The 26,331-nt window shown below is 71.0% G+C and carries 25 protein-coding genes; 14 read left to right on the top strand and 11 right to left on the bottom strand.

All coding sequences use genetic code 11. The features are described from left to right. The first annotated feature begins 148 nt into the window (after positions 1-148). The 3 genes from purU to fahA all read left to right on the top strand — a co-directional run bounded on the left by purU (position 149) and on the right by fahA (position 3,826). On the top strand, positions 149-988 hold the full coding sequence (gene purU / locus M6I34_RS05680; RefSeq protein WP_272484730.1) for a formyltetrahydrofolate deformylase: 840 nt from the start codon (positions 149-151) through the stop codon (positions 986-988). A gap of 151 nt (positions 989-1,139) precedes the next feature. Continuing rightward, on the top strand, positions 1,140-2,516 hold the full coding sequence (gene hmgA / locus M6I34_RS05685; RefSeq protein ID WP_272484731.1) for a homogentisate 1,2-dioxygenase: 1,377 nt from the start codon (positions 1,140-1,142) through the stop codon (positions 2,514-2,516). Beyond that, positions 2,513-3,826: a fumarylacetoacetase gene (gene fahA / locus M6I34_RS05690; RefSeq protein ID WP_272484732.1), complete on the top strand. Its 1,314-nt coding sequence runs from the start codon at positions 2,513-2,515 to the stop codon at positions 3,824-3,826. The genes hmgA and fahA overlap by 4 nt, the downstream gene beginning before the upstream one ends. Before the next feature lie 673 nt (positions 3,827-4,499). Here fahA and M6I34_RS05695 read toward each other — a convergent pair. After that, entirely contained in the window at positions 4,500-5,354 is an 855-nt protein-coding gene (locus M6I34_RS05695) for an IclR family transcriptional regulator (protein WP_272484733.1), read from the bottom strand. A gap of 146 nt (positions 5,355-5,500) precedes the next feature. Between M6I34_RS05695 and leuS the strand changes: the two genes are divergently transcribed. The 7 genes from leuS to M6I34_RS05730 all read left to right on the top strand — a co-directional run bounded on the left by leuS (position 5,501) and on the right by M6I34_RS05730 (position 13,399). Beyond that, on the top strand, positions 5,501-8,179 hold the full coding sequence (gene leuS / locus M6I34_RS05700; protein WP_272484734.1) for a leucine--tRNA ligase: 2,679 nt from the start codon (positions 5,501-5,503) through the stop codon (positions 8,177-8,179). 4 nt (positions 8,180-8,183) lie between these two features. Continuing rightward, a complete protein-coding gene (locus tag M6I34_RS05705; protein ID WP_272484735.1) occupies positions 8,184-8,687 on the top strand; it encodes an LPS-assembly lipoprotein LptE in 504 nt (167 codons plus the stop codon). Beyond that, positions 8,684-9,718 (top strand): DNA polymerase III subunit delta, encoded by a 1,035-nt coding sequence (holA, locus tag M6I34_RS05710; protein WP_272484736.1) that lies wholly within the window; start codon positions 8,684-8,686, stop codon positions 9,716-9,718. Before M6I34_RS05705 ends, holA begins: the two co-directional genes overlap by 4 nt. A gap of 70 nt (positions 9,719-9,788) precedes the next feature. After that, positions 9,789-10,997: a glutamate-5-semialdehyde dehydrogenase gene (locus tag M6I34_RS05715; RefSeq protein ID WP_418953534.1), complete on the top strand. Its 1,209-nt coding sequence runs from the start codon at positions 9,789-9,791 to the stop codon at positions 10,995-10,997. 6 nt (positions 10,998-11,003) lie between these two features. Further along, positions 11,004-11,435, top strand: a complete 432-nt coding sequence (locus M6I34_RS05720) for a CopD family protein (protein WP_272484738.1) — start codon at positions 11,004-11,006, stop codon at positions 11,433-11,435. A gap of 100 nt (positions 11,436-11,535) precedes the next feature. Next, entirely contained in the window at positions 11,536-12,132 is a 597-nt protein-coding gene (locus M6I34_RS05725) for a 2-hydroxychromene-2-carboxylate isomerase (RefSeq protein ID WP_272484739.1), read from the top strand. Between the two features lie 37 nt (positions 12,133-12,169). Further along, positions 12,170-13,399, top strand: coding sequence for a THUMP domain-containing class I SAM-dependent RNA methyltransferase (locus M6I34_RS05730; RefSeq protein ID WP_272484740.1), 1,230 nt, complete (start codon positions 12,170-12,172; stop codon positions 13,397-13,399). Here M6I34_RS05730 and M6I34_RS05735 read toward each other — a convergent pair. Both M6I34_RS05735 and M6I34_RS05740 read right to left on the bottom strand, forming a co-directional pair. After that, on the bottom strand, positions 13,335-13,739 hold the full coding sequence (locus M6I34_RS05735; protein WP_272484741.1) for a DUF423 domain-containing protein: 405 nt from the start codon (positions 13,737-13,739) through the stop codon (positions 13,335-13,337). The two genes, M6I34_RS05730 and M6I34_RS05735, sit on opposite strands and share 65 nt — an antisense overlap. A gap of 10 nt (positions 13,740-13,749) precedes the next feature. After that, positions 13,750-14,793, bottom strand: coding sequence for a DUF481 domain-containing protein (locus M6I34_RS05740; protein WP_272484742.1), 1,044 nt, complete (start codon positions 14,791-14,793; stop codon positions 13,750-13,752). Positions 14,794-15,160: 367 nt separating this feature from the next. On the opposite strand from M6I34_RS05740, the gene infA reads away from it, so the two are divergent. Beyond that, positions 15,161-15,379 carry a translation initiation factor IF-1 gene (infA, locus tag M6I34_RS05745; protein WP_272484743.1) on the top strand — a complete coding sequence of 73 codons (219 nt, stop codon included), beginning with the start codon at positions 15,161-15,163 and terminating at the stop codon, positions 15,377-15,379. Between the two features lie 75 nt (positions 15,380-15,454). Here the strand turns inward: infA and M6I34_RS05750 are convergent, their stop codons facing one another. Then, a complete protein-coding gene (locus M6I34_RS05750) occupies positions 15,455-16,588 on the bottom strand; it encodes a PilT/PilU family type 4a pilus ATPase (RefSeq protein WP_272484744.1) in 1,134 nt (377 codons plus the stop codon). A 146-nt stretch (positions 16,589-16,734) separates the two neighbouring features. Further along, positions 16,735-17,778 carry a type IV pilus twitching motility protein PilT gene (locus tag M6I34_RS05755; RefSeq protein WP_272484745.1) on the bottom strand — a complete coding sequence of 348 codons (1,044 nt, stop codon included), beginning with the start codon at positions 17,776-17,778 and terminating at the stop codon, positions 16,735-16,737. Positions 17,779-17,871: 93 nt separating this feature from the next. On the opposite strand from M6I34_RS05755, the gene M6I34_RS05760 reads away from it, so the two are divergent. After that, complete coding sequence (locus M6I34_RS05760; protein WP_272484746.1) at positions 17,872-18,753, top strand: YggS family pyridoxal phosphate-dependent enzyme; 882 nt, start codon at positions 17,872-17,874, stop codon at positions 18,751-18,753. Between the two features lie 152 nt (positions 18,754-18,905). Here the strand turns inward: M6I34_RS05760 and rpsT are convergent, their stop codons facing one another. Next, entirely contained in the window at positions 18,906-19,169 is a 264-nt protein-coding gene (rpsT, locus tag M6I34_RS05765) for a 30S ribosomal protein S20 (RefSeq protein WP_272484747.1), read from the bottom strand. Positions 19,170-19,306: 137 nt separating this feature from the next. Between rpsT and murJ the strand changes: the two genes are divergently transcribed. Both murJ and proC read left to right on the top strand, forming a co-directional pair. Then, complete coding sequence (gene murJ, locus M6I34_RS05770) at positions 19,307-20,911, top strand: murein biosynthesis integral membrane protein MurJ (RefSeq protein ID WP_272484748.1); 1,605 nt, start codon at positions 19,307-19,309, stop codon at positions 20,909-20,911. A gap of 111 nt (positions 20,912-21,022) precedes the next feature. After that, positions 21,023-21,838, top strand: a complete 816-nt coding sequence (gene proC / locus M6I34_RS05775; protein ID WP_272484749.1) for a pyrroline-5-carboxylate reductase — start codon at positions 21,023-21,025, stop codon at positions 21,836-21,838. Between the two features lie 10 nt (positions 21,839-21,848). Here the strand turns inward: proC and ubiA are convergent, their stop codons facing one another. Genes ubiA through lapB form a run of 5 tightly spaced genes read right to left on the bottom strand, consistent with a single transcriptional unit; the run spans position 21,849 to position 26,319 of the window. Further along, on the bottom strand, positions 21,849-22,790 hold the full coding sequence (gene ubiA / locus M6I34_RS05780; protein ID WP_272484750.1) for a 4-hydroxybenzoate octaprenyltransferase: 942 nt from the start codon (positions 22,788-22,790) through the stop codon (positions 21,849-21,851). Positions 22,791-22,797: 7 nt separating this feature from the next. Further along, positions 22,798-23,148: a ComEA family DNA-binding protein gene (locus M6I34_RS05785; RefSeq protein ID WP_272484751.1), complete on the bottom strand. Its 351-nt coding sequence runs from the start codon at positions 23,146-23,148 to the stop codon at positions 22,798-22,800. 42 nt (positions 23,149-23,190) lie between these two features. After that, on the bottom strand, positions 23,191-24,180 hold the full coding sequence (rfaD, locus tag M6I34_RS05790) for an ADP-glyceromanno-heptose 6-epimerase (RefSeq protein ID WP_272484752.1): 990 nt from the start codon (positions 24,178-24,180) through the stop codon (positions 23,191-23,193). After that, positions 24,177-25,169, bottom strand: a complete 993-nt coding sequence (gene rfaE1, locus M6I34_RS05795) for a D-glycero-beta-D-manno-heptose-7-phosphate kinase (protein ID WP_272484753.1) — start codon at positions 25,167-25,169, stop codon at positions 24,177-24,179. The genes rfaD and rfaE1 overlap by 4 nt, the downstream gene beginning before the upstream one ends. Next, on the bottom strand, positions 25,132-26,319 hold the full coding sequence (lapB, locus tag M6I34_RS05800; protein WP_336254436.1) for a lipopolysaccharide assembly protein LapB: 1,188 nt from the start codon (positions 26,317-26,319) through the stop codon (positions 25,132-25,134). The genes rfaE1 and lapB overlap by 38 nt, the downstream gene beginning before the upstream one ends. Positions 26,320-26,331 lie beyond the last annotated feature (12 nt).

Genomic DNA, 26,331 nt, shown 5'->3' on the forward strand with positions numbered 1-26,331 from the left:
GGGCGGCGCGCGGGAAATCGGGTTGGGGGCAATGCTTTCAACGCTCGCCGCAGCGCCCGGTTGACTCGAAGGGATACACTTGCGCCCGCAATCCTGCCCGGACCCGGATTCCGGCCTGCCCTCTTGACCCGCGGAACCTGGCAACGAGATGAACGACGGCCACATCCTCACGCTCTCCTGTCCCGACCGCCCGGGCATCGTCCACGCGGTTTCCGGCTTCCTGCTCGAGCAGGGCGGGAACATCCTCGAAGCCGGCCAGTTCGACGACCGGGACACCGGCCTGTTCTTCATGCGCGTGCACTTCAGTGCACCCCAGGCCGACTTCGCCGCAGCCTTCGCGCCGGTGGCCGAGCGCTTCGGCATGCGCTTTCGCTTCGCCGACGCCGCGCGGCCGATGCCGACGCTGATCCTGGTGTCGAAGCTGGGCCACTGCCTGAACGACCTGCTGTTCCGCTGGCGCTCGGGCCTGCTGCCGATCGACATCAGGGCGATCGTCTCGAACCACCGCGATTTCTACCAGCTGGCCGCGTCCTACGACATTCCCTTCCACCACGTGCCGGTCACGCCGGCCGGCAAGGCGCACGCCGAGGCGCGGCTGATGGAGATCGCCGAGTGCGAGGGCGTCGAGCTGGTCGTGCTGGCCCGCTACATGCAGATCCTGTCGGCGGACCTGTGCCGAAGGCTCGAAGGCCGGGCGATCAACATCCACCACTCGTTCCTGCCGAGCTTCAAGGGCGCGCGGCCCTACCAGCAGGCGCACGACCGCGGCGTGAAACTGATCGGCGCGACCGCACACTACGTGACGACCGACCTCGACGAGGGGCCGATCATCGAGCAGGACGTCGCCCGGGTCGACCACGCGATGGACGTGCCGACGCTGACCGCGATCGGCCGGGACGTCGAGAGCGTCGTGCTGGCGCGCGCGCTGAAATGGCACGCCGAGCACCGGATCGTGCTGAACGGCTCGAAGACCGTCGTGTTCCGCTGAGCCGCGGGCGGCGCCGGCGCCCCCCCGGGAGATCCCCGGCCGCATCGGGCGCGGCCTCGCGCCGGATGCGAGAATGGCGCCATCGTCCGGCCAGGGCTCGTTCGCGAACGCCCGCCGGGGTTCCGCCTTGCGAAGACGATCGGAGGATGACATGGGCGCCACAGACACCGCGGCCCGCGGCAGCCTGCTCGGACAGGATCCCGCAGGCACGCTCGCCTACCAGTCGGGATTCGGCAACGAGTTCGCCAGCGAAGCGCTGCCGGGCGCCTTGCCGGTCGGGCGCAACTCGCCGCAGCGCTGTCCCTACGGCCTGTACGCCGAGCAGCTCTCGGGCACGGCCTTCACCGCGCCGCGCGGCGCGAACCGGCGCAGCTGGCTCTACCGGATGCGGCCGGCAGCCGTGCACCGGCCATTCGCCCGGATCGACGACGGGCTGCTGACCAGCGACTTCGCCGGCCTGCCCACGCCGCCCAACCAGCTGCGCTGGGACCCGCTCGCGCTGCCGCCGGCAGGCGAACCGGTCGACTTCGTGCGCGGGCTTGCCACGATGGGCGGCAACGGCGATCCGGCGACCATGAGCGGCTGCGCGATCCACCTTTATCGGGCGAACGCCTCGATGCGCGACCGCTTCTTCTACGACGCCGACGGCGAGTTGCTGATCGTGCCGCAGCTCGGCCGGCTGCTGCTGGTCACCGAGCTCGGGCGGCTCGAGGTGGCGCCGCAGGAGATCGCGGTGATCCCGCGCGGCATCCGCTTCCGGGTCGAGCTGCCGGACCTGAAGTCGGAAGGCGGCACGCTCGACGGCGCGCGCGGCTACGTCTGCGAGAACTTCGGCGCGCCGTTCCGGCTGCCCGACCTCGGACCGATCGGCTCGAACGGCCTTGCCAATCCCCGAGACTTCCTCGCGCCGGTCGCCTGGTACGAGGAACGCGAGGGCGACTTCGAGCTGGTCGCCAAGTTTCTCGGGCACCTGTGGGCGGCGCCGATCGGGCACTCGCCGATCGACGTGGTGGCCTGGCACGGCAATCACGTGCCGTACAAGTACGACCTGCGCCGCTTCAACGCGATCGGCTCGATCAGCTACGACCACCCCGACCCGTCGATCTTCCTGGTCCTGCAGTCGGTTTCCGACACGCCGGGCGTCGACACGATCGACTTCGTGATCTTCCCGCCGCGCATCCTGGCCATGGAGAACACCTTCCGGCCGCCCTGGTTCCACCGCAACATTGCCAGCGAGTTCATGGGCCTGGTGCACGGCGCCTACGACGCCAAGCAGGGCGGCTTCGTTCCGGGCGGCGCGAGCCTGCACAACTGCATGACCGGCCACGGCCCCGACGCCGAGACCTTCGCGAAGGCCACGGCCGCCGACACCAGCCAGCCGCACTACATCCGCGACACGATGGCCTTCATGTTCGAGACGCGCCTGCCGATCAGGCCGACGCGCTTCGCGCTCGAAGCCGCCGAGCTGCAACGCGATTACTTCGAGTGCTGGCAGGGACTCGACAAGCACTTCAACGGAAAGCCATGATCAACGAAACCCACGACATCGGCCTGCGCAGCTGGATCGCCTCGGCCAACACGCCGGGCACCGACTTCCCGATCCAGAACCTGCCCTTCGCGGTCTTCCGCCGGCGCGACAGCGCCGAGGCGTGGCGCGGCGGCGTGGCGATCGGCGACCAGGTGCTCGACCTGGCCGCCGCGCACGCCGCCGGCGCCTTCTCCGGCGAGGCGGCGGTCGCGGCCTCGCACGCCGCCGGCCCCTCGCTGAACGGCCTGATGGCCCTCGGCCCCCGCTACTGGTCGGCGCTGCGGCTCGCGCTGTCGCGGGTCCTGCGCCAGGGCGCGGCCGAAGCGGGCACGCTGGCGCGCTGCCTGGTGCCGCAGCGCGAGGCCGAGTACGCGGTGCCCGCGAAGATCGGCGACTACACCGACTTCTACGCCTCGGTGCACCACGCCACGAACATCGGCCGGCTGTTCCGCCCGGACAACCCGCTGATGCCGAACTTCAAGTGGATCCCGATCGGCTATCACGGCCGGGTCTCGTCGATCGGCGTCAGCGGCCAGCGCTTTCGCCGGCCGAAGGGGCAGATCATGCCGCCCGGGCAGAGCTCGCCGATGTTCTCGGCCTGCCGTCGCCTCGACTACGAGCTCGAGGTCGGCGTGTGGATCGGCCCGGGCAATCCGCTGGGCGAGCCGATCCCGATCGACCGGGTCGACGAGCACGTCTTCGGGCTGTGCCTGCTCAACGACTGGTCGGCGCGCGACATCCAGGCCTGGGAATACCAGCCACTCGGCCCCTTCCTGGCCAAGAACTTCGCGACCACGATCTCGCCGTGGATCGTCACGCTCGAGGCGCTTGCCCCCTACCGCACCGAGTGGACCCGGCCGGCCGAGGACCCGCAGCCGCTCGCCTACCTCGACGGCGAAGGCGTCCGCCGCCACGGCGCGATCGACATGCAGCTCGAGGCCTGGCTGGAGAGCGCGAAGATGCGCGCCGACGGCAGCGGCGCCTGCCGGCTGTCGCACACCAGCCTGCGTCACTCGTACTGGACGGTCGGCCAGATGGTCGCCCACCACTCGATCGGCGGCTGCAACCTGCAGCCCGGCGACCTGCTCGGCACCGGCACCCAGTCCGGCCCGTCGCTGGACGAGGCCGGCGCGCTGATCGAGCTGTCGGCGGGCGGAAAGAATCCGGTGAGCCTGGCCAACGGCGAGAACCGCACCTTCCTGGAAGACGGCGATGCGGTGATCCTGCGCGGGTGGTGCGAGCGGGAGGGGTTCGCGAGGATAGGGTTCGGCGAGTGCCGCGGCGAGGTGCTCCCGGCCAGCGGGGACTGACGCTCGGGCTTGCCGCTCTTGTCGGGCGCCGTCGTTCGGTATCGATTCGCCCGGCCGGCGCTCGGGGGGATTCCGTTTCCGGACATACGGCTGCGCCCCTCGCCTGCGGCGAGGGGTTCCGGCGTCTACCTCGTCGCCGGCGGGTCGGAGCTCAACTCGCGAGCCCTGCGGGCTCGCTCAGACAGAGCTCCTCCCTTTTCGCCGGCTCCTTCGGTAGCCCGCCGCTTGCCCAATGTCCGGAAACGGAATCCCCCCGAACGCCACCCTGGAGGGTCGTGGCATGCGCGGCGCCAGACACGATCGGCACACCGGGCGTCAGCGCGCCCGCGTCCTAACGCAGCCGTAATGCTTCCGCATGCCGAAGCCCAAGGGCGCGAGCGAGGCGAGCGCCCTCGCGCTCCCGCACACACGCGACATCCAGGTCCGGCGGGGGCTCGGCTTCGCTGCGGACAGTGTGCCAGCCGAGCGCTTCCGAAGGGAGCGGCGATCAGCGAGGGCGCTGTCTGAGCGAGCCCGCAGGGCTCGCGAGTTGCGCCCGAGCCGCCGCGTACGAGGAAGGCGAGGGAAGCCCCCGCGCAGCGGGGGCCGCAGCACCCTGTCCGCAGCGAAGCCGAGCCCCCGCCGGACCGGGCGCACGCAAAAGCGGAGCGCGAGACCGGTCAGCCGAGCGAGCTCACCAGTCGAGCGTCTGGCCCATCGCCTCCGCCGCCGACTGCAGCTCGGGCAGCAGCTGCACCGCCTCGTCCATCGGCAGCCGCGACACCGGCGCGTGGATCGACACGGCGGCCGCCACCCGGCCGTCGGCATCGTGGACCGGCACGGCCATCGCGAAGATGCCCGACAGGTACTCCTCGCGCTCGGTCGAGTAGCCCTGCTGGCGGATCTTCTCGAATTCCTCGAACAGCCTGGACGGATCGGTCAGCGTGTGCGGCGTGTTGCGCACCAGCGGGAGCTGGCGCACCAGTCGCTCGCGGCTGCGCCGCGGCATGTGCGCCATGAAGAGCTTGCCGCTGGCCGACGAGTGGATCGGCACGGTGGTGCCAGCGGTGATCGTGATCTTCAGCGGCCAGGACGTCTCGACCCGGTCCAGGCAGAGCACCGTGTTGCCGTTGGCGATCGTCAGGTTGCAGGTCTCGCCGACCTGCTCGACCAGCTCCTCCAGGATCGCCCGGCGGGCAGACCTGGCGGGCGAGGTCATCAGCACCTCGCCCGCCAGCTGGTTCATCCGCGGCCCGCAGTGATAGCGCTTGCTGCCGGGCTCGCGCCCCACCAGGCCGGCGTGCTCGAGCGTTGAAAGGATCCGGAACACCGTGGGCTTGGGCAGGTCGACCGCCTTGCAGATCTCGGCCAGCTGCGGCGGCGCGTGGCAGGCGGCGATCGCCTCCAGCACCCGCATCGCCCGCAGGATCGCCGAGCCGGCCGGCACCGGGTCGGCGCCGGCCCGGGCCGTCGTGGATTCCGTGGAACCGGAGTCGGCGAGGTTTCCCCGCCCGTCCTCCCCCTCGATATCGTTGGTGAAATCGCTCATTTCGGAAAGCGCCCGGTGGCTTCGTTTCGTTTTCGGGTGATCGGGGCGAAGTTTAACCACATTCGATCGCGGCCGTTCCGCATGCCGGCGCCCGTGTAAACTTGAAGGTTTGACCTTCCAGCCCCCTCCCGAGCCCCTTTCGCGCCATGCAAGAGAAATACGACGCCCGCTCGGTCGAAGCCGCCGCCCAGGCCCAGTGGCAGGCGAGCGACGCCTACCGCGCTGTCGAGAACGATCCGCGATTCCCCAAGGGCAAGTTCTACGCCTGCTCGATGCTGCCCTACCCGTCGGGCAAGCTGCACATGGGGCACGTGCGCAACTACACGATCAACGACGTGATGTACCGGCATCTGCGGATGAACGGCTACAACGTGCTGATGCCGATGGGCTGGGACGCCTTCGGCCTGCCCGCCGAGAACGCCGCGATGAAGAACCGCGTGGCGCCGGCGAAGTGGACCTGGGACAACATCGCCTACATGAAGAAGCAGATGCAGGCGATGGGGCTGGCGATCGACTGGTCGCGCGAGGTCGCGACCTGCTCGCCCGACTACTACAAGTGGAACCAGTGGCTGTTCCTGAAGATGCTCGAGCACGGCATCGCCTACCTGAAGACCGGCACCGTGAACTGGGACCCGGTCGACCAGACGGTGCTTGCCAACGAGCAGGTCATCGACGGACGCGGCTGGCGCTCCGGCGCGCTGGTGGAAAAGCGCGAGATCCCGATGTACTACCTCGGCATCACCCGCTATGCCGACGAGCTGATCTCGGGCCTCGAGGGCCTGGGCTGGCCCGAGCGGGTCAAGCTGATGCAGGAGAACTGGATCGGCCGCTCGACCGGCGTTCGTTTCGCGTTCACCCACGACATCCGTGACGCCCGGGGCAAACTGGTCGACGACGGCCGCATGTACGTGTTCACCACGCGGGCCGACACGATCATGGGCGTCACCTTCGTGGCGGTGGCGCCCGAGCACCCGATCGCCGAGGTCGCCGCCGCTGCCGACCCCGAACTCGCCGCCTTCGTCGAGGAGTGCCGCAAGGGCGGCGTGACCGAGGCCGAGATGGCCACCCGCGAGAAGGACGGCCGCCCGACCGGCCTCACCGTCACCCATCCGCTGACCGGCGAGCCGGTCGAGGTCTGGATCGGCAACTACGTGCTGATGAGCTACGGCGACGGCGCGGTGATGGGCGTGCCGGCCCACGACGAACGCGACTTCGCCTTCGCGAAGAAGTTCGGCCTGCCGATCCGGCAGGTGGTGGCGCGCGCCGGCCAGCCCGCCGGCACGGATTTCTCCACCGACGCCTGGCAGGAGTGGTACGCGCAGAAGGACGGCGTGGCCTGCGTGAACTCCGGCAGGTACGACGGCCTGCCCTACGAGGCCGCGGTCGACGCGATCGCCGCCGACCTGGCCGCGAAGGGGCTGGGCGAGAAGCGCGTGCAGTACCGGCTGCGCGACTGGGGCATCTCGCGCCAGCGCTACTGGGGCACGCCGATCCCGATCATCCACTGCGACGACTGCGGCGCGGTGCCGGTGCCTTACGAGGACCTGCCTGTCGTGCTGCCCGAGGACCTGATCCCCGACGGCAGCGGCAACCCGCTCGCGAAGAACGAGGCCTTCCTGAAGTGCCGGTGCCCGAAGTGCGGCAAGCCCGCCCGGCGCGAGACCGACACGATGGACACCTTCGTCGATTCGTCGTGGTACTACATGCGCTACTGCTCGCCCGACAACGCCGATGCGATGGTCGACGCGCGCAACGACTACTGGATGCCGATGGACCAGTACATCGGGGGCATCGAGCATGCGGTGCTGCACCTGCTGTACGCGCGCTTCTGGACCAAGGTGATGCGCGACATCCGGGGCGACTTCCCGGGCGACGCCGCGCGCGGGCTGGTGAAGTTCGACGAGCCGTTCACCAACCTGCTGTGCCAGGGGATGGTCCTCAACCACATCTTCTTCCGCAAGGGCGACAAGGGCGGCATCGAGTACTTCTGGGCCGACGACATCGAGTGGATCCACGACGAGACCGGCAAGCCGGTTTCGTGCCGCTCGAAGACCGACGGCGAGTCGGTCGAGTACGGCGGCATCGGCACGATGTCCAAGAGCAAGAACAACGGCGTCGATCCGCAGTCGCTGATCGACGAGTACGGCGCCGACACCGCTCGCCTGTTCGTGATGTTCGCCTCGCCCCCCGAGCAGACGCTCGAGTGGTCGGGCGCCGGCGTCGAGGGCGCGCAGCGCTTCCTGCGCCGGCTCTGGGCCTGCGGGCACGCGCGCCACGCCGCGGTGCGCGGCGCGGGGCCGGTCGACGCGGCCGCGCTCGACGAGGCCCAGAAGGCGCTGCGCCGCGAGATCCACACGATCCTGAAGCAGGCCGACTACGACTACCAGCGCAAGCAGTACAACACCGTGGTCTCGGCCGCGATGAAGATGCTCAACGCGATCGAGGGCGCGTCGATCGCCGACGGCCCGGCCGGCGCCGCGGTGCTGCGCGAGGCGCTGTCGATCCTGGTCCGGGTGCTGTACCCGGTCGTGCCGCACGTCACGCAGGCGCTCTGGCAGGACCTCGGGCTGGCCGACGCGCACGGCCCGCTGCTCGACGCGCCCTGGCCGCAGGTCGACGAGGCCGCGCTGGTACAGGACGAGATCGAGCTGGTGCTGCAGATCAACGGGAAGGTTCGCGGCTCGGTCAAGGTGCCCGCTCAGGCCGACCGCGCGGCGATCGAGGCCGCGGCGACCGCCACCGACGCCTGGGCCCGCCATGCCGAGGGTCGCTCGCCGCGCAAGACGATCGTCGTGCCCGGCAGGCTCGTGAACCTGGTGGTCTGAACCCGTGGGCGCGCGGCGGCGACTGCTCGCGACCGGCCTGGCCGGCGCCGCCGCGCTGCTCGCGGGCTGCGGCTTCAAGCTCCGTCGCTCGGCCGCCCTGCCCTTTCGCACGCTGTACGCCGGCTTCGCCCCCACCTCGGCAATCGGTGCCGAGTTCCGGCGCCTGGTCCGGGTGGCCGAGGACACCGAACTGGTCGACGACCCCGCCCAGGCAGAGGCCAGGCTCGAGGTGCTTCGCGAGCAGCGCGAGCGCGAGGTCGTCGCCTTCTCGAGCACCGGCCGCCCGCGCGAGTACCAGTTGCGGCTGCGCTTCAGTTTTCGGGTCGTCGACGCTCGGTCGCAGGAGCTGCTGCCGCCGACCGAGCTGGTGCTGAGCCGCGACATCACGTCGACCGACATCGAGGTCGTCGCGAAGCAGCAGGAAGAAGAGCTGCTCTATCGCGACATGCAGTCCGACCTGGTCCAGCAGCTGCTGCGCCGCCTTGCGGCGATCCCGAAGCGGCCGTGAGCCAGGTTCGTCCCGAGGGGCTGGCGGCCGCGATCGCCCGCGGGCTGCCGCCGCTCGTGTGGATCCACGGCGACGAGCCGCTGCTGGCGCTCGAGGCCTCCGACGCGGTCCGGGCGGCGGCGCGGGCAGCCGGCGCGACCGAGCGCATCGTGTTCGAAGGCGGCCGGGGCTTCCGGCCCGAGGCGCTGGCCGCCGAGGCCGGCGCGCTGTCCCTGTTCGGCGACGGCAAGCTGCTCGAGCTGCGCCTGCCGGCCAAGCCCGGCAAGGAACTCGGCCAGGCGCTCGCCGAGATCGCGTCCCGCCTTGCCGACGCGGTCCGGGTGCTGGTGCTGAGCCCCAGGCTGGACCGCTCGGTCACCGACAGCGCCTGGTTCGCCGCCGTCGACCGGCACGCGCTGGTCGTGCCGGTGTACCCGGTCTCGCGCCAGCAACTGCCGCAGTGGATCGGCGCCCGGCTGGCGCGCCAGAACCAGCGCGCCGACCCGGCCACACTCGAATTCATTGCCGAGCGGGTCGAGGGCAACCTGCTGGCCGCTCACCAGGAAATCCGCAAGCTCGCGCTGCTCTTTCCGGAAGGCGAGCTGCCGCCCGACGAGACCCGCGCCGCGGTGCTCAACGTGGCCCGCTACGGCGCCTTCGACCTGGTCGATCCGATGCTCGCCGGCGACGCCGCGCGCGTGATGCGCACGCTCGACGGCCTGCGCGCCGAAGGCGAAGCGGGGCCGCTGGTGCTTTGGAGCGTGGCCGACGCGCTGCGCACGCTGTTGCGCCTGCACGAGGCGATCGTCGCGGGCCGCCCGCTGGCCGGCGAGTTGCGCGCGGCGCGCGTGTTCGGGCCGCGCGAGCAGCTCTTCCAGTCGGCCCTGCGCCGGCTCGACGCGCAGGCGGTCAGGGACGCGCTGCAAGGGGCGGCCCGGACCGATAGAATGATGAAGGGGCTTGCAGCGGGCGACGCGTGGCGCGCGCTCGAGACGCTCGCCCTCGCGATCGCCGGCGCCCCGCTGCCGGCCAGGAACGACCGTGGACCTTGACTCCCGCACCCTCGACATCGACGCCTACGTGGCCGATCTCGGCCGCCGGGCCCGCCGCGCCTCGCGCGAGATGGCGCGCGCCGGCACGGCCGCGAAGAACCGCGCGCTGCAGGCCACCGCCGCCGCGATCCGCGACGCGGCCCCGGCGCTGAAGGCTGCCAACGCGAAAGACCTCGAGGCCGCCCGCGCCGCCGGCCACGATCCGGCCTTCGTCGACCGGCTCGCGCTGACCGACTCGGTGATCGCCGGCATGGCCGACGGGCTCGCGCAGATCGCCGCGCTGCCCGACCCGGTCGGCGAGATGAGCAACCTGCGCTACCGGCCCACCGGCATCCAGGTCGGCCAGATGCGGGTGCCGCTCGGCGTGATCGGCATCGTCTACGAGTCGCGCCCGAACGTCACGATCGACGCGGCCGGCCTGTGCATCAAGTCGGGCAACGCCACGATCCTGCGCGGCGGCTCCGAGGCGATCCACAGCAACCGGGCGCTCGCCGAACTGATCCGCCGCGGGCTGGCGCAGGCCGGCCTGCCCGAGGACGCGGTGCAGCTGATCGCGACCACCGACCGCGCCGCGGTGGGCGCGCTGATCACCCGGCCCGAATACGTCGACGTGATCGTGCCGCGTGGCGGCAAGTCGCTGATCGAGCGGATCGCGCGCGAGTCGAAGGTGCCCACGATCAAGCACCTCGACGGCATCTGCCACGTGTACATCGACGACGCGGCCGATCCCGACAAGGCGATCCGCATCGCCGACAACGCCAAGACGCAGCGCTACTCGCCCTGCAACACGATGGAGACGCTGCTGGTCGCCGAGGGCATCGCGGCTCGGGTGCTGCCGCCGCTCGGCCGGATCTACGCCGACAAGGGCGTCGAGCTGCGCGGCGACCCGCGAACCCGCGAGATCCTCTCCGCCGCCGGCATCGGCTGCCTCGCGGCCACCGAGGAAGACTGGCGCACCGAATACCTGGCGCCGATCCTGGCGATCCGCGTGGTCGAGGGGCTCGACGCCGCGATCGAGCACATCGCTGCCTACGGCTCGCAGCACACCGACGCCATCGTCACCGAGCACCACGGCCGCGCGATGCGCTTCCTGCGCGAGGTCGACTCGGCGTCGGTCATGATCAACGCGTCCACCCGCTTCGCCGACGGCTTCGAGTACGGCCTGGGCGCCGAGATCGGCATCTCCACCGACAAGCTGCACGCGCGCGGCCCGGTCGGGCTCGAGGGGCTCACCTCGCTGAAGTACGTGGTCTTCGGCGACGGCCAGGTGCGGAGCTGAGCGGCCTTGGGTTCCGGCTATCTCTGGATCAAGGCGCTGCACATCGTCTTCATGACGAGCTGGTTCGCCGGGCTGTTCTACCTGCCGCGCATCTTCGTGAACCTGGCGATGGTCGAGGGGCCGGGCGCCGAGCGGGACCGGCTGATGCTGATGGCCGGCAAGCTCTGGCGCTTCATGCAGCCGCTGATGCTGCTGGCGATCGGCCTGGGCCTGTGGCTGTGGCTCGGCTACGGAGTCGGCGCCGGCGCCGGCTGGATGCACGCCAAGCTCGCGATCGTCGTGCTGCTTCTCGGCTACCACCACGCCTGCGGCCGGCTGCTGCGCCGCTTCGCGGCCGGCGCCAACACCCGCTCGCACGTCTGGTTCCGCTGGTTCAACGAAGTGCCGGTGCTCGCCCTGTTCGCGGTCGTGGTGCTGGTCGTCGTCAAGCCCTTCTAGCGACCGGCCTGGTCCCGAGCCCCGACCCCGGCGCGCCGCCGACATCCCCGCGCGCGGCCGCTTTCCCTATCCCGCAGGTCCTGCCCCAGAGGAGAAGAACATGAAGACCATCCGCTACTACATGGCCCCGCAGTCGCCCTGGACCTGGCTGGGGCACGAGCGCCTGATCGCGATCGCGAAACGCCACGGCGCGGAGATCGACCTGCGCCCGGCCGACCTGAACCGGGTATTCCCGGTGTCGGGCGGCCTGCCGCTGGCCAAGCGGGCGCCGCAGCGCCAGGCCTACCGGCTGGTCGAGCTCGAGCGCTGGTCGAAGTTCCTCGGCGTGCCGCTGAACCTGCACCCGAAGTTCTTCCCGGTGGCCGGCGACGACGCGGCCCGGCTGATCGTCGCCGCCCGCGAGGCGGCCGGCGACGAAGCCGGGCTGAAGCTGGCCGGCGCGCTGCTGCGCGCGGTGTGGGTCGAGGAGCGCGACATCGCCGACGCCGGCACGCTGCGGGCGATCGCCGGCGAATGCGGCCTCGACTTCGCCGCGCTCGAGGGCGCGCGGGAGGCCGCAGCGCGGATCTACGACCGCAACACGCAGGACGCGATCGACGCGAAGGTCTTCGGCGCGCCCTGGTACGAGTACCGCGGCGAGCCGTTCTGGGGCCAGGACCGGCTCGACTTCCTCGATCGCGCGCTGGCCGCCGGCTGAGCGCGCGCTTCGGGTCACCCTCCACAGGCCCATCGACTTGGACTGGAATCTCTTCGCGCCCTGCCCGCGCGGCCTGGAGCCCTCGCTCGCGGCAGAGCTGGCCGGCCTGGGCGCAGGCGACTGCCGCGCGGTCGCGGGCGGCGTCGCCTTCTCGGGCGACCGGCGCGTCGCGTATATGGCCAACCTGCACTCGCGCCTGGCCAGCCGGGTGCTGCGCGAGGTGGGCCGGCGCCGCTACCGCGCCCCGGACGACCTTTACCGGCTCGCCGCCGGCATCGAGTGGGAGCGCCACTTCGACGGCCGCCACACGCTGCGGGTGGACACCAGCGCGACCCGCTCGCCGCTGCGCAGCCTGAACTTCGCCACGCTGCGGATCAAGGACGCGATCGTCGATCGCCTGCGCGAGCGCACCGGCGACCGGCCCTCGATCGACACCCGCTCGCCCGATGCGCGGGTCTGGCTGTTCCTGGAGCCGCAGGAAGCCACGCTCTACCTCGACCTGTCGGGCGAGCCGCTGTTCAAGCGCGGCTGGCGCTCGGGGCGCGACGACGGCGGCGACGCGCCGCTCAAGGAGAACCTCGCGGCCGGCCTGCTCGTGCTGGCCGGCTGGACGCCGGAGCAGCCGCTGGTCGATCCGTTCTGCGGCTCAGGGACGATCGCGATCGAGGCCGCCAGCATCGCCTGCGACCTCGCGCCAGGCCTGTCCCGCGGCTTCGGCTTCGAGCGGCTGCTCGACCACGACGCGGCCTTGTGGGCCGGACTGCGCGGCGACGCGATCCGGCGCGCGCAGGCCGGGGCCGCCCGCATCGAATCCCCGGCTGCCGGCAAGGCAGCGCCGACGATCGCCGCGTCGGACATCGATGCCGACGCGGTGTCGCGCGCCCGCCGCAACCAGGCGCGCGCCGGCCTGCCCGACGCGGCGATCCGCTGGCGGGTCGCCGACGCCGCGAAGCTGTCGCCGCCGTTCGCGCAGCCCGGACTGGTCGTCGCCAATCCGCCCTACGGCGAGCGGCTCGATGCCCAGGGTGCCGGGCAGCCGGCCCACGAGGCCGCGATGCACGCGATCGGCGATTGCCTCAGGCGATCCTGGTCGGGCTGGCGGATCTGGATGCTCAGCGCCGACCCGGCACTGCCGCGCCAGCTCGGCATGAAGGAGAGCCGGCGCACGCCGCTCTTCAACGGCGCGATCGAGTGCCGCTTCTTCAGGTTCGACGTGTTCGGGCCGCCCGAAAGGCCCACAGGGCAAGACAGGCCCAGCCGGCCATGAAGGCCAGCCCGCCTGCCGGCGCGATCGCGCCCAGCCCGCGCAGCCCGGTCAGGGCAAGCGCGTAGAGGCTTCCCGAGAAAACGAGGATCCCGGCCACGAAGAGCCAGCCCGCGGCGCTGGCCAGCGGCCCAGGCCGCGTCGAGGCGGCCCACGCCGCGGCGATCAGCGCGAGCGCGTGGTACATCTGGTAGCGGGCGCCTGTCTCGAACACCGCGAGCATCGCCGGGTCCAGCCTCGCGCGCAGGCCGTGGGCGCCGAAGGCGCCGGCCGCCACGGCGAGCAGCGCGAACGACGCCCCCAGCCCGAAGAAGCGCAGTGCCGCGGAATCGGGATGGGTCATTGCACGTGCCTCACCACTGGTAGCCCAGGCCGAGCAGCCAGGTCGTGTCGGTCGAGCGCCGGCCCGGCGAAGGCTCCCGCTCCCAGTCCAGATTGACTTGCAGCGAAGCGGTGATGCCCGCCCGCACCGGCAGGCGCAGGCCGGTGCGGCTGCGCACGGTCATCTGCCCGGTGTCCTCCAGGTTCCAGAAGCCCTGCTGGTCGTGGAACATCTCGGCGCTGGCGAAGCCTATCCGGTGCTTGAAGTCCACGCCCCAGCCGGCGGCCGGGTGGGTGTCGTCCGGGGTGGCGATGCGATTCTCGTCGACCAGGTCGAGGCCGCCCCGCACCGACAACTGGGTGCGCTCGGTGTCGATCATCTGCACGCCGTAGCCGCCGCCGGCCGCGCTGCGCAGCGTCAGGTCCTTGAAGCGGTCTCGCTCGAGCGAGCCGCGCAGGTAGCGAAAGCGGGTCTCGGTGACGAAACGATCGTAGTTGCCCGTGGCCAGCCAGCGATCGGCGGTCGTCTGGCCGCCGTCGCTCTCGCGTCGCAGCTTCAGCCCCAGGTCGTAGCGCCAGTCCCGGGCCCTGGCCGCGAGGTCGGCTTCGCCCCAGATCCGCTGGCTGTCGCTGTTGCCCTCGGACCAGCCGGTGGAGAAAGTGACGCGCCCCTTCCGGGCGACGCCGTTCTCGGTTTCCTGCGGCGTGGGCTTGAGCAGCGCCACCCGCGACATCGGGACCTGCCGCGGCCCGTCGCCTTCGTCGATCGTCACCACGCCGGGGGCCGGGGCCGTGCCGAAGGTGGCGCGCCGGGGCTCGCCGCCCCACTGCGGCGACCAGGGCACCGGTCCGTCGGTCGAGAAGCTGGCCACCTCGGCGCGATCGATCGCGATCTCGCCGCCCCACCTCGTCGACAGCGTCAGCTTGTCGGGGGACAGGTGGCGGATCGTGCCGCTCAGGCGATCGCCGTTGCGAAGCACCACCGTGTCGGCCAGCGCCGGGCCGCCGGCCGCGGCGGCGCACAACGCGATCGCGACCAGGGCGCGCCGCGCGGACCGTGCTGAGCTCTCTGACATTCCTGTGACTCCGGATGCGATCGCGTCCGTTATAGGGGATCGCCGCCGCGCGCGCAAATCCACTCGCAGGCCCGTCCGGCGAGCTGACATCTTCACCGAATCCCTGTATAATTTCGCCTATCGAAAGCCGATTTGCGCGGATATTCCAGGCCTAGAGCCTGCGCCCCGAACGGCGCGCCGGTTCCCGACCGGCACCTCCGATCCGCGAATCATTTCGCCGCCACGCCTGTTCCGCCGGAACCGGCGCCTGGCCGCCAGCCCGGCGGCCATCGCAGCGCGGCACGCCTGCCCGGCCTGGCCCGGTCCCTTGAAACCCCGCGACGCGCGTCGCCGTCGGCGCTCGCCGCATTCGTCCGGAGAAACAGACATGGCGAAGGAAGAACTGATCGAAATGCAGGGCGTCGTCGAAGAGGTCCTGCCCGACACCCGCTATCGCGTCCGCCTCGACAACGGCCACGAACTGTCGGCCTACGCGGCCGGCAAGATGAAGAAGCACCGCATTCGCGTGCTGGCCGGCGACCGCGTCACGCTCGAGCTGTCGCCCTACGACCTCACGAAGGGGCGGATCCGCTTCCGCCACAAGTGATCGGTGCGCGGCTCGCGGGCATCGCCGCGAGCCGCTGCCACGCGAGCCGCTCGCTCGCGCGGCCCGGCGCCGGGATCAGACGATCCCGAGGTGCTCGATGCCGGCGTTCAGGTCGCGCTCGGTGCGCTTGCTGTTCAGCTTGATGTTCAGGCGAAGGTCGTTCACCGAATCGGCGTTGCGCAGCGCATCCTCGTAGCTGATGCGGCCCGACTCGAACAGGTCGAAGAGCGCCTGGTCGAAGGTCTGCATGCCCAGCTCGCGACTCTTCTTCATGATTTCCTTGATCTGGCCGACCTCGCCCTTGAAGATCAGGTCGGCGATCAGCGGGGAGTTCAGCAGGATCTCCACCGCGGGCACCCGCCCCTTGCCAGAGGCCATCGGGATCAGCCGCTGCGACACGATCGCCCGCAGGTTCAGCGACAGGTCCATCAGCAGCTGCGCGCGCCGCTCCTCGGGAAAGAAATTGATGATCCGGTCCAGCGCCTGGTTGGCGCTGTTCGAGTGCAGCGTGGCCAGGCACAGGTGACCGGTCTCGGCGAAGGCCACCGCGTGCTCCATCGTTTCGCGGTCGCGGATCTCGCCGATCATGATCACGTCGGGCGCCTGCCGCAGCGTGTTCTTCAGCGCGACCTCCCAGCCCTCGGTGTCGACGCCCACCTCGCGGTGAGTCACGATGCAGTTGCGATGCGGATGCACGAACTCCACCGGGTCCTCGATCGTCACGATGTGCCCGTGCGTGTTCTCGTTGCGGTGACCGACGATCGCCGCCAGCGTGTTCGACTTGCCCGAGCCGGTCGCGCCGACCACGATCATCAGCCCCCGCTTGGTGAGCGCCAGCTCCTTGAGCACCGACGGCAACTGCAGCTGCTCGAAGCTCGGTATCTCGGTGTTGATGGTCCGCAGCACGATGCCGACCCGGCCGAGCTGCATGAACGCGTTGACCCGGAAGCGACCGATCCCCGACGGGCTGATCGCGAAGTTCACCTCCTTGTGGGCCTCGAAGTCCGCCGCCTGCCGGTCGTTCATCAGCGCGCGGGCGAGCTCGATCGTGTGCTGCGAGGTCAGCGCGACGCTGGAGACCGGCTGCAGCTTGCCGTCGATCTTGAACGCAGGCGGGAACTCGGCGGTCAGGAACAGGTCCGACCCCCCCTTGCTCATCATCAGTCGCAGCAGGTCGTGCAGGAATTTGGAGGCCTGTTCGCGTTCCATGAATGCTCCTTTACTTCGCCGGCTCGACGTCCGCTTCGCGAACGTCGGCCTTCCGCAGGGAAATTTTGGCTCCGGCCGCCAGCTGCGCCGGCTCAACGCCCGCTGCGCGGGCATTAGCCTTCGCCGAAATTTTCCGGGCTGACATTTCAGCCCGGAAAATTTTCCTTGACCGTGGCCACGGCCCGCGCCTCGGCCATCGAGATCCGGTTCTTGCGGACCAGGTCGGTCAGGCACTGGTCCAGGGTCTGCATGCCGAGCGCGCCGCCGGTCTGGATCGCCGAGTTCATCTGGGCGATCTTCGCCTCGCGGATCAGGTTGCGGATCGCAGGCGTGCCGATCATGATCTCGTGGGCCGCGACGCGCCCGTTGCCGTCCTTGGTCTTGAGCAGCGTCTGCGAAACGACCGCGCGCAGCGACTCGGACAGCATCGCGCGGACCATGTCCTTCTCTGCCGCCGGGAACACGTCGATGATCCGGTCGATCGTCTTGGCCGCCGACGAGGTGTGCAGCGTCCCGAACACCAGGTGCCCGGTCTCGGCGGCGGTGAGCGCCAGCCGGATCGTCTCCAGGTCGCGAAGCTCGCCGACCAGGATCACGTCGGGATCCTCGCGCAGCGCCGAACGCAGCGCATTGTTGAACGACAGCGTCATCGGCCCGACCTCGCGCTGGTTGATCAGGCAGCGCTTGGATTCGTGCACGAACTCGATCGGGTCCTCGACGGTCAGGATGTGCCCGTAGATGTTCTCGTTGACGTGGTTGATCATCGCCGCGAGCGTCGTCGACTTGCCCGAGCCGGTCGGGCCGGTCACCAGCACCAGGCCGCGCGGCGTCATCGCGAGCTCCTGGAAGACCTTGGGCGCGTTCAACTCCTCGAGCGACAGGATCTTCGACGGGATCGTCCGCATCACGGCGCCGGCGCCGCGCTGCTGCACGAAGGCATTGACGCGGAAGCGCGCGAGGCCGGGGATCGCGAACGAGAAGTCGCACTCCAGGTTCTCCTCGTACTCCTTGCGCTGCGAGTCGTTCATGATGTCGTAGATCATCCCGTGCACCTCCTTGTGTTCCATCGGAGGCAGGTTGATCCGGCGAACGTCGCCGTGCACCCGGATCATCGGCGGAAGCCCCGACGACAGGTGCAGGTCGGACGCCTTGTTCTTGACGGCGAATGCGAGCAGCTCGGCAATGTCCATCACGGTCCCTCGGAATGCTGCAGTGTTCCTGTAATCTTGCGTGCCCGCCCCCCGGCACCGCGAGCGCCGGCGGAACGAACGGAGATCCAGACGATGAACGGCAGCCCCTCCCCGTCCTCTCCTACGCCTGCGTTGCGCCAGAGCGACGCGGCGCGGGAAGAATCGAGCGACGCGGCGCCCCGGTCCCTGGCCGAGCGGCTGAACGGCGTTCGCGCGCGCATCGCCGGCGCCTGCCGGCAAGCGGGCCGCGACCCTTCGACGGTGTCGCTGCTCGCGGTCAGCAAGACCTTCGGCGCCGAGCAGGTGCTCGCGCTGGCCGCCCTGGGCCAGTCGGCCTTCGGCGAGAACTATGTTCAGGAAGCGACGGCCAAGATGGACGCCTGCCGCGATGGACGGCCGGATGCGGCGCCCGGACGGCGCGCGGGCCCCGAAGCGTCCTTCGAGCCGCCGCTCGAATGGCACTTCATCGGCCCGATCCAGTCCAACAAGACCCGGACGATCGCCGAGCGCTTCGACTGGGTCCATTCGGTCGACCGGGAGAAGATCGCGGCACGCCTGGGCGAGCAGCGTCCGGAGGGCCTGCCGCCGCTGCAGTGCTGCGTGCAGGTCAACGTGTCCGGGGAAGCGAGCAAGAGCGGCTGCCCGCCCGAGGGGGCGGTGGCCGTGGCCCGCGCGATCGCGGCGCAGCCCAGGCTGCGGCTTCGCGGCGTGATGGCGATTCCGGAGCCGACCGACGATCCATCGCTGCAGCGAAGCCGCTTCGCCGCTGCGCGGGAGGTTCTCGGGAAGATCCGCGATGCGCTCGCGACCGGGCATCCGGAGTCGGTCGCAACGCTCGACACGCTGTCGATGGGCATGTCGGCAGACCTCGAGTCCGCGATCGCCGAGGGGGCGACGATCGTCAGGGTCGGGTCGGCCCTGTTCGGCGAGCGGCCGCGAAGGCCCGCGGCAACGCCGGGCGCCGATGCCCAATGAAAACGGGGCCGGCAAGGCCCCGTCCGTGGCTCGACGCCTGGTCGAGCTTTCCGCCCCGGCGCCAGCGCGTCAGCGGCCGGGTGGTCGTCCGCCGGATCAGCGGCGGCGCAATCGAAGCGTCGCGAGGGCTCCGGCCCCCGCGAGGCCCGATGTCAGGCCATCGCCTTGATCGCGGCCGCCAGGCGGCTCTTGTAGCGCGAAGCGGCGTTCTTGTGAACGATCTTCTTGTCGGCGATGCGATCGATGACGCTCTGGGCGGCCTGCAGCGACTTGGTGGCGGCAGGCTTGTCACCGGCGGCGATCGCCTTGCGAACCGACTTGATCGCAGTGCGCAGACGCGAGCGCAGGCTGGAGTTGTGCGCGTTGCGCAGGACGTCCTGACGGGCGCGCTTGCGGGCCGAAGCGATGTTTGCCATGCGAGAATTCCGTGTCCGTTCGGTCCGGTTGCACCGTCCGCAACAGGTGGCGGACGACTCGAACCGGGAATTGTCTGGAAAGCCTTGAATAATAACCGATTTCGCGACCCGATGACAAGCTGGCGCGCCACCGCCCGATGAACCTGCTTCGCGCAGCGGCCACGGTCAGCGGGCTGACCCTGCTGTCGAGGATCACCGGCCTGGTTCGCGAGAACCTCACCGCGGCGATCTTCGGCGCCTCCGCCTTCACCGACGCCTTCTTCGTCGCGTTCCGGCTGCCCAACCTGCTGCGCAGGATGTTCGCCGAAGGCGCGTTCTCGCAGGCCTTCGTGCCGATCCTCGGCGAGGCCAAGGCCCGGGCCGATTCGGCAGCCAGCGCGGCGGCCGGCGGCGATGCCGGAGTACAGGCCGAACAGGCACGGCTCGAGATGCGGCGCTTCGTCGACCGCGTGGCCTCCGCGCTGTTCTGGACGCTGGTGCTGGTGTCGGCGGCCGGCGTCGCGGCCGCGCCGTTGCTGGTCACCGCGATGGCCTCGGGCCTGCGCGCGCAGCCCGAGGTGTTCGCGACCGCGGTCACGATGACCCGCTGGATGTTCCCGTACATCCTCTTCGTGTCGATGGTCGCGCTGGCGGCGGGCATCCTGAACACCTGGAAGCGCTTCGCGATCCCGGCCTTCACGCCGGTTTTGCTGAACCTTTGCTTCATCGGCGCCGCCCTCGGCCTGTCGTCGCGCTTCGACCCGCCGATCTACGCGCTGGCCGCCGGCGTCGTGATCGGCGGCATCGCCCAGCTCGCGATCCAGCTTCCGGCGCTCGCGCGCATCGGCGTGCTGCCGAGGATCGGAAGCCCGTTTGCCGCATTCGCCGATCCGGGGACGCGGCGGGTGCTCAGGCAGATGGGCCCGGCGCTGCTGGCGGTGTCGGTCGCGCAGATCAGCCTGATCATCAACACGCACATCGCGTCGCGGCTCGGCGCCGGGAGCGTGTCCTGGGTCTCGTACGGCGACCGGCTCATGGAGTTCCCGACCGCGCTGCTCGGCGTGGCGCTGGGCACGGTGCTGCTGCCCAGCCTGTCGCGCGCCGGCAGCCTGGGCGACGACGCCGAGTACCGGGCGCTGCTCGACTGGGGCCTGCGGCTGTGCGTGGTGCTCGCCCTGCCCTGCACGGTGGGGCTCGCGCTGATGGCCGAGCCGCTGACCGCGCTGCTCTTCCACTACGGCCGCTTCGACGCCAACGACGTGGCGATGACGCGGATGGCGGTGGCCGCCTACTCGGTCGGCCTGCTCGGCCTGATCGCGGTCAAGGTGCTGGCGCCGGGCTTCTACGCGAAGCAGGACCTTCGCACCCCGGTGAAGATCGCGCTGTTCGTGCTGGTCGTCACGCAGTTGCTGAACCTGGTCACCGTGCCCTGGCTGCGTCACGCCGGGCTCGCGCTGTCGATCTCGGTCGGCGCGCTGGCCAACGCCGCGCTGCTGCTGGCCGGGCTATGGCGCCGCGGCGCCTGGCGGCCGCTGCCGGGCTGGCCCCGCTTCCTTCTCGCCACGGTCGCCGCGTCCGCGGCAATGGCCGTCGCGCTGGGCTTCTTCGTGCCCGGCGTCGACTGGATCGGCCTGCAGGCGCGGCCGCTCGCGCGGATCGCGCTCGTGCTGGGCACGGTGGCCGTGGCCGGCCTTCTCTACCTGGCCGTGCTCGCGGCCTTCGGGATGCGGCCCGCGCAATTCCTGCGGCGCAGCCGCGACTGACCCGCACACGCGAGCACGCACGACGCGAAACGAAGACAGGGGTGCGCGGGCCGCGCAGCCCGGCTCGGCGCGACACAACGCAACTCAACTCAACTCAACGGGGAACACTGCATGAAGATGCTTTTCGTCGGGGGCGGCAACATGGCCGCCGCGCTGATCGGCGGTCTGATCGCCCGCGGCACGGCTGCCGCGGACATCCTGGTCGTCGACCCTTCGGAAGCGCAGCGAGACTCGCTGGGCGCCCGCTTCGGCGTGACCGGCCTGGCGGCCATCGACGCCGAAGCGGTCGCGTCGGCCGGCCTGATCGTGCTGGCGGTCAAGCCGCAGCAGATGCGCGAAGCGGCCGCGGCGCTGGCGCCGGCGATCGGCGGGCAGCTGGTGGTCAGCGTCGCCGCGGGCATTCGCGCGGCCGACCTGTCGCGCTGGCTCGGCGGCCATCGCAGGATCGTGCGCGCCATGCCCAACACGCCGGCCCTGATCGGCCTCGGCGTGACCGGACTCGCCGCGCCGAGCGAGCTGGCCAGCGGCGACCGCTCCCTGGCCGAACGCGTGCTCGGCGCGGTCGGCACGACCGTGTGGGTCGACGACGAGTCGAAGCTCGACGCGGTCACCGCGATCAGCGGCAGCGGACCGGCCTACGTGTTCCTGTTCATCGAGGCGCTGGAGGCCGCCGCCGAGCGGCTCGGGCTGAGCCCCACCCAGGCACGGGCGCTCGCGCAGGGAACGGTGTCGGGAGCCGCGCAGCTCGCCGCGCAGTCGACCGAGCCTCCGGCCACGCTGCGCGAGCGGGTCACCTCGAAGGGCGGCACGACGGCCGCCGCGCTCGCGGAGCTGGAAGCGGCCGACCTGAGGGGACTGATCGCCCACGCGACCCAGGCAGCGCAGCGCCGCAGCGTGGAGCTCGGCGACGAGTTCGGCCGCGACTGACGGCCGGGTCTCAAGGCAACCAGTGCTCGGCGGCGACGCCCGCGAAGATCGCCGCGCCGAACCAGTTGTTGTGGTTGAAGGCGCGGAAGCAGCCGGCGCGGCTGCGGTCCCGGATGAGCGCGTAGTGATAGACGGCGATCACCGCGGCGATCGCCAGCCCGAGCCAGTACCATCCCTGGAAGCGTTCGACCGCGCCCACCGCGGCCAGCAGCGCGAGCGTGAGCGCGTAGCAGAGCATGACCGCGGCGACATCGAAGCGACCGAAGGTGATCGCCGCGGTGCGGATGCCGATCTTCAGGTCGTCCTCGCGGTCGACCATCGCGTACTCGGTGTCGTAGGCGAGCGCCCAGGCCACGTTGGCCGCCAGCATCAGCCAGGCCGACAGCGGCAGCGCTTCGAGCACGGCTGCGTAGGCCATCGGGATGCCGAAGCCGAAGGCAATGCCCAGATAGGCCTGCGGCAGCGCGAAGAATCGCTTGGTGAACGGATAGCTGGCTGCCAGGAATGCGGCGACCAGCGCCAGCTTCCACACCAGCGCGTTCATCGGCAGGACCAGCAGCGCGGCGAGCAGCGACAGCACGACGAAGACCGCGACCGCCTCCCACGGTTCGATCAGGCCGGCGGTGAGCGGGCGCTCGCGCGTTCGCTCGACGTGCAGGTCGAAGTCGCGGTCGGCCCAGTCGTTGATCGCGCAGCCGGCCGAGCGCATCAGCAGCGTGCCCAGCACGAACGCAAAGACCAGGTACGGCTCGGGCCGGCCGTCGGCGGCAGTCAGCAGCGCCCATAGCGTGGGCCACAGCAGCAGCAGGCTGCCGATCGGCCGGTGCATCCGGACCAGCCGCCAATAGAGGACCGGACGCGATGGCGGCTGCGAGGCCGCCGCAGGACTGGCCTGCGTCGCGTCGGCCCGCCCCGCCTCGGCGGCGCGGGCTCTTCGGGGCGTGGCGTTCATGTCGCGTTCAGGGCCGGGGCCTCTTCGGCGGCGAGGTCCCGCCGACGATCGTTTCCGCGCCGCCCGCCGGGCGGGCGCCCCGGACCACGAGACCGCCCTGCTGCATGCGGCGCAGGCTGGCCGGGCCGACCCCGCGCACCCGCTGCTCGAGCTCTTCGAGGTTGCGGAAGGGCGACTTGCGCCGCTCTTCCACGATGCGTGCCGCCAGCGCCGGGCCGATCCCGGCGACCGCCTCGAGCTCCACCTGGGTGGCCGTGTTCGCATCGACGCCCGCTGCCGCCGGCGCGGCGCCCGCGAGCGCCAGGGCGAAGGCGAGTGCGAGGCATCGCAGCGCGGGCCTGGCTGCCGGTCGTGTCATCGCCGATCTCCGGGTTCGGACCATGCATCCGATTGAACCCGGTCAGCCGCGATTGCGCCAGAGCCATTCGACGTAGGCCGAAACGCCTTCCTGCACGGTGGCGAACCGGTGCTCGCAGCCGGCCGCGCGCAGGCGCGTGGCGTCGGCCTGGGTGAAGCTCTGGTACTTGCCCTTCAGTGCCTCGGGAAACGCGATGTACTCGACGAGGCCCTGCTCGACCTGGGCGGCGAGACCCAGCGGCGCCTCGCCGCGCAGGCGACGCACCGTGTCGACGACGGTGCTGGCGATGTCGTTGAAGGGCTGTGCCTTGCCGGTTCCGCAGTTGAAGACGCCGCTGCGCTCCGGGTGGTCGTAGAAGAACAGGTTGATCGCCACCGCGTCGTCGACGTGCACGAAGTCGCGGGTCTGCCCGCCGTCGGGCCAGCCGTCGTGCCCCTCGAAGAGCTTGACCCGGCCCTCGGCCAGGAACTGGTTGAAATTGTGGAAGGCGACCGAGGCCATCCGGCCCTTGTGCGACTCGCGCGGGCCGTACACGTTGAAGTAGCGCAGCCCGACCACCTGGGTGGCGGCGCGGTCGCCGATGCGGCGCCTCACCACCTGGTCGAACAGCAGCTTCGAGTAGCCGTACACGTTCAGCGGCCGCTCGACGGCCGGGTCCTCGACGAAGCGGTCCGAGCCCCCGTAGACGGCCGCCGAGGACGCGTAGATCAGCCGGATGCCGTGCGCGCCCGCGTGCTTGAGCAACGCGAGCGAGTAGCGGTAGTTGTTCTCCATCATGTAGCGGCCGTCGGTCTCCATCGTGTCGGAGCAGGCCCCCTGGTGGAAGATGACCTCGGCGCCCTTGTAGCGGTCGAGCTGCTCGACGAACTCCCGCTTGTCGATGTATTCGGCGATCTCGCAATCGACGAGGTTGCGGAACTTGTCCGCGCGCGAAAGATTGTCGACCGCGACGATCTCGCGCTCCCCGCGCGCGTTGAGCGCCCGGACCAGGTTGCTGCCGACGAAACCGGCGGCGCCGGTGACGATGATCATTCGAACAACTCCTCGGGAAGCACCACCGCGGTGCCCAGCTTGCCGACGACGATGCCGCCGGCTCGGTTGGCCAGGCGCACCGCGGCCTCGACCGGGTGGCCTGCGGCGAGCATTGCCGCCACGACGGCGACGACCGTGTCGCCGGCGCCGGAAACATCGTAGACCTCGCGCGCCTGGGCGGGCACCGTCAGCGCGCCGTCGTCGGAGAACAGCGTCATGCCCTCCTCGGAGCGGGTGAGCAGCAGCCAGCGCAGGCCGAGCTCGCGCCGGATGCGCTGCGCGCGCCCGGCGAGATCGGCCTCGTCGCGCCAGGCGCCGACCACCTGCCGCAATTCGGCCCGGTTCGGCGTGAGCATCGTCGCCCCGGCGTAGCGCTGCCAGTCGTCGCCCTTCGGATCGACGACGACGATCGTGCCGGCCGCGCGCGCCAGCCCGATGATCTCGCGGATCTGCGCGAGACCGCCCTTGCCGTAGTCGGAGAGCACCATCGCGCGCGCCTCGCCGATCAGCGCCCGCAGCGAGTCGAACTTGCGCGCGAGCGCCTGCTCGCCCGGGGCCTGCTCGAAATCGATCCTCAGCAGTTGCTGCTGCCTGCCGATGACCCTGAGCTTGATCGTGGTGGGCAGCTGCGGGTCCACCGCCAGCCGGGCGTCGATGCCACGCTCCCGCGCCATCTCCGCCACCCGGCGGCCGGCCTCGTCGTCGCCGACCACGGCGACCAGGGTGGCGGGCGCCCCCAGCACGACTGCGTTCAGCGCCACGTTCGCGGCGCCGCCCAGCCGTTCCTCGCTGCGCCGGACCCGGACCACCGGCACCGGCGCCTCGGGAGAGATCCGGTCGACGTCCCCGAACCAGTAGCGGTCGAGCATCAGGTCGCCGACCACCAGGATGCGTGCGTCGGACAGGTCGATCGCGCGCGATGCCGGGGCCGGGGCCGCCTCGTCCGGACGCTCAGCCACGCTCGAGCTCCTCGCTGCGCTTCGGCGCATAGGTGTCCCAGTGATTGCAGCCCGGGCAGTGCCAGTAGAACTGCCGGGCCTTGAAGCCGCAGTGGCGGCAGACGTAGCGCGACAGCCTGAGCGCCTGCGCGCGGATCAGTCGCTGGGTGAGCTCGACCTCGGCGCGCTCCCGGCCCTCGACCTGGGTCGCCTTCATCGCGAGCAGCTTCTCGAGCCCCAGCAGCGAGGGCGCGGCCTGCAGCGCCTGCTCGGCCCAGCCGCGCGCCGCGGCGTCGCCGTCGCGCGCCGCGCGCGCGCTGGCCAGCGCCGCGAACGCGTCGATCGACGGATGCTCGCGCTGGATCGCCTCGAGCGACGCGATGCCCTCGTCTCGCCGCCCGGCCATGTCGTGCGCGCGCAGCCAGCCCTCGGCAACCAGCGAGAAGTGCCCGGGGCTCTGCGACGCCAGGCGCCGCCATGCCTCGATCGCACCCTCGGGGTCGCCGCCCGCCAGCGCCACTTCGCCGGCGAGCACCCAGGCCCTCGGGTGGCCGGGGTCGACGCGCACCGCTTCGTCGAGCTCGCGCCGCGCCTCGTCGTGACCGGCCGCCGGGTCGCCGAGCGCGCGCTGCGCCAGCTCGCAGCGGAAGTGCGCGATGTCCCTGCTGCGGTCCTCGCCCAGGTCGCGCTCCAGGCGCACGGCCAGGTCGATCGCCTGCGGCCAGTCCCGCACCATCTGCGCGATCTCGAGCCGGTGGCGCAAGGCGGCCGCGCCGTAGCGCGTGCCCTCGAGGCGATTGAACGCGTCTTCCGCGCGGTCGATCAGCCCGGCCTTCAGGAAGTCCTGGCCGAGCTCGTACAGCGCGTGCTCGCGCTCGGCGGCGTCGAGCACCGGACGCTCGGCCAGGTTCTGGTGGACCCGGATCGCGCGGTCGGTCTCGCCGCGCCGCCTGAACAGGTTACCCAGCGCGAAGTGCAGCTCGACGGTCTCGGGCTCGATCCGGACCACGTCGATGAAGGCGTCGATCGCCTTGTCGGGCTGCTCGTTGAGCAGGAAATTGAGGCCCTTGAAGTACGCGTCGGGCAGGCCGTCGCGAGGCCCGCTGCGACCCTGCCCGCGGCTTTCGTAGCGCGCCGCGAACCAGCCCAGGCCGAAGAAGAGCGGCAGCGTCAGCAGCCACCAGGTCTCGAGCTCGATCATCGGCCCTCGCAG

The sequence above is a fragment of the Zeimonas sediminis genome (genome assembly GCF_023721795.1).
Classification (GTDB): domain Bacteria; phylum Pseudomonadota; class Gammaproteobacteria; order Burkholderiales; family Burkholderiaceae_E; genus Zeimonas; species Zeimonas sediminis.

Coding starts and splice junctions, on each gene's coding strand:
- M6I34_RS05725 (WP_272484739.1), top strand. CDS start 11,536: ATGAAGACCATCCGCTACTACATGGCCCCGCAGTCGCCCTGGACCTGG.
- rfaE1 (WP_272484753.1), bottom strand. CDS start 25,169: ATGCGCCGAAGCGCAGCGAGGAGCTCGAGCGTGGCTGAGCGTCCGGAC.
- infA (WP_272484743.1), top strand. CDS start 15,161: ATGGCGAAGGAAGAACTGATCGAAATGCAGGGCGTCGTCGAAGAGGTC.
- murJ (WP_272484748.1), top strand. CDS start 19,307: ATGAACCTGCTTCGCGCAGCGGCCACGGTCAGCGGGCTGACCCTGCTG.
- M6I34_RS05715 (WP_418953534.1), top strand. CDS start 9,789: ATGGCGCGCGCCGGCACGGCCGCGAAGAACCGCGCGCTGCAGGCCACC.
- rfaD (WP_272484752.1), bottom strand. CDS start 24,180: ATGATCATCGTCACCGGCGCCGCCGGTTTCGTCGGCAGCAACCTGGTC.
- M6I34_RS05740 (WP_272484742.1), bottom strand. CDS start 14,793: ATGTCAGAGAGCTCAGCACGGTCCGCGCGGCGCGCCCTGGTCGCGATC.
- M6I34_RS05785 (WP_272484751.1), bottom strand. CDS start 23,148: ATGACACGACCGGCAGCCAGGCCCGCGCTGCGATGCCTCGCACTCGCC.
- hmgA (WP_272484731.1), top strand. CDS start 1,140: ATGGGCGCCACAGACACCGCGGCCCGCGGCAGCCTGCTCGGACAGGAT.
- purU (WP_272484730.1), top strand. CDS start 149: ATGAACGACGGCCACATCCTCACGCTCTCCTGTCCCGACCGCCCGGGC.
- M6I34_RS05735 (WP_272484741.1), bottom strand. CDS start 13,739: ATGACCCATCCCGATTCCGCGGCACTGCGCTTCTTCGGGCTGGGGGCG.
- leuS (WP_272484734.1), top strand. CDS start 5,501: ATGCAAGAGAAATACGACGCCCGCTCGGTCGAAGCCGCCGCCCAGGCC.
- M6I34_RS05760 (WP_272484746.1), top strand. CDS start 17,872: ATGAACGGCAGCCCCTCCCCGTCCTCTCCTACGCCTGCGTTGCGCCAG.
- lapB (WP_336254436.1), bottom strand. CDS start 26,319: ATGATCGAGCTCGAGACCTGGTGGCTGCTGACGCTGCCGCTCTTCTTC.
- rpsT (WP_272484747.1), bottom strand. CDS start 19,169: ATGGCAAACATCGCTTCGGCCCGCAAGCGCGCCCGTCAGGACGTCCTG.
- fahA (WP_272484732.1), top strand. CDS start 2,513: ATGATCAACGAAACCCACGACATCGGCCTGCGCAGCTGGATCGCCTCG.
- M6I34_RS05695 (WP_272484733.1), bottom strand. CDS start 5,354: ATGAGCGATTTCACCAACGATATCGAGGGGGAGGACGGGCGGGGAAAC.
- ubiA (WP_272484750.1), bottom strand. CDS start 22,790: ATGAACGCCACGCCCCGAAGAGCCCGCGCCGCCGAGGCGGGGCGGGCC.
- proC (WP_272484749.1), top strand. CDS start 21,023: ATGAAGATGCTTTTCGTCGGGGGCGGCAACATGGCCGCCGCGCTGATC.
- M6I34_RS05755 (WP_272484745.1), bottom strand. CDS start 17,778: ATGGACATTGCCGAGCTGCTCGCATTCGCCGTCAAGAACAAGGCGTCC.
- M6I34_RS05750 (WP_272484744.1), bottom strand. CDS start 16,588: ATGGAACGCGAACAGGCCTCCAAATTCCTGCACGACCTGCTGCGACTG.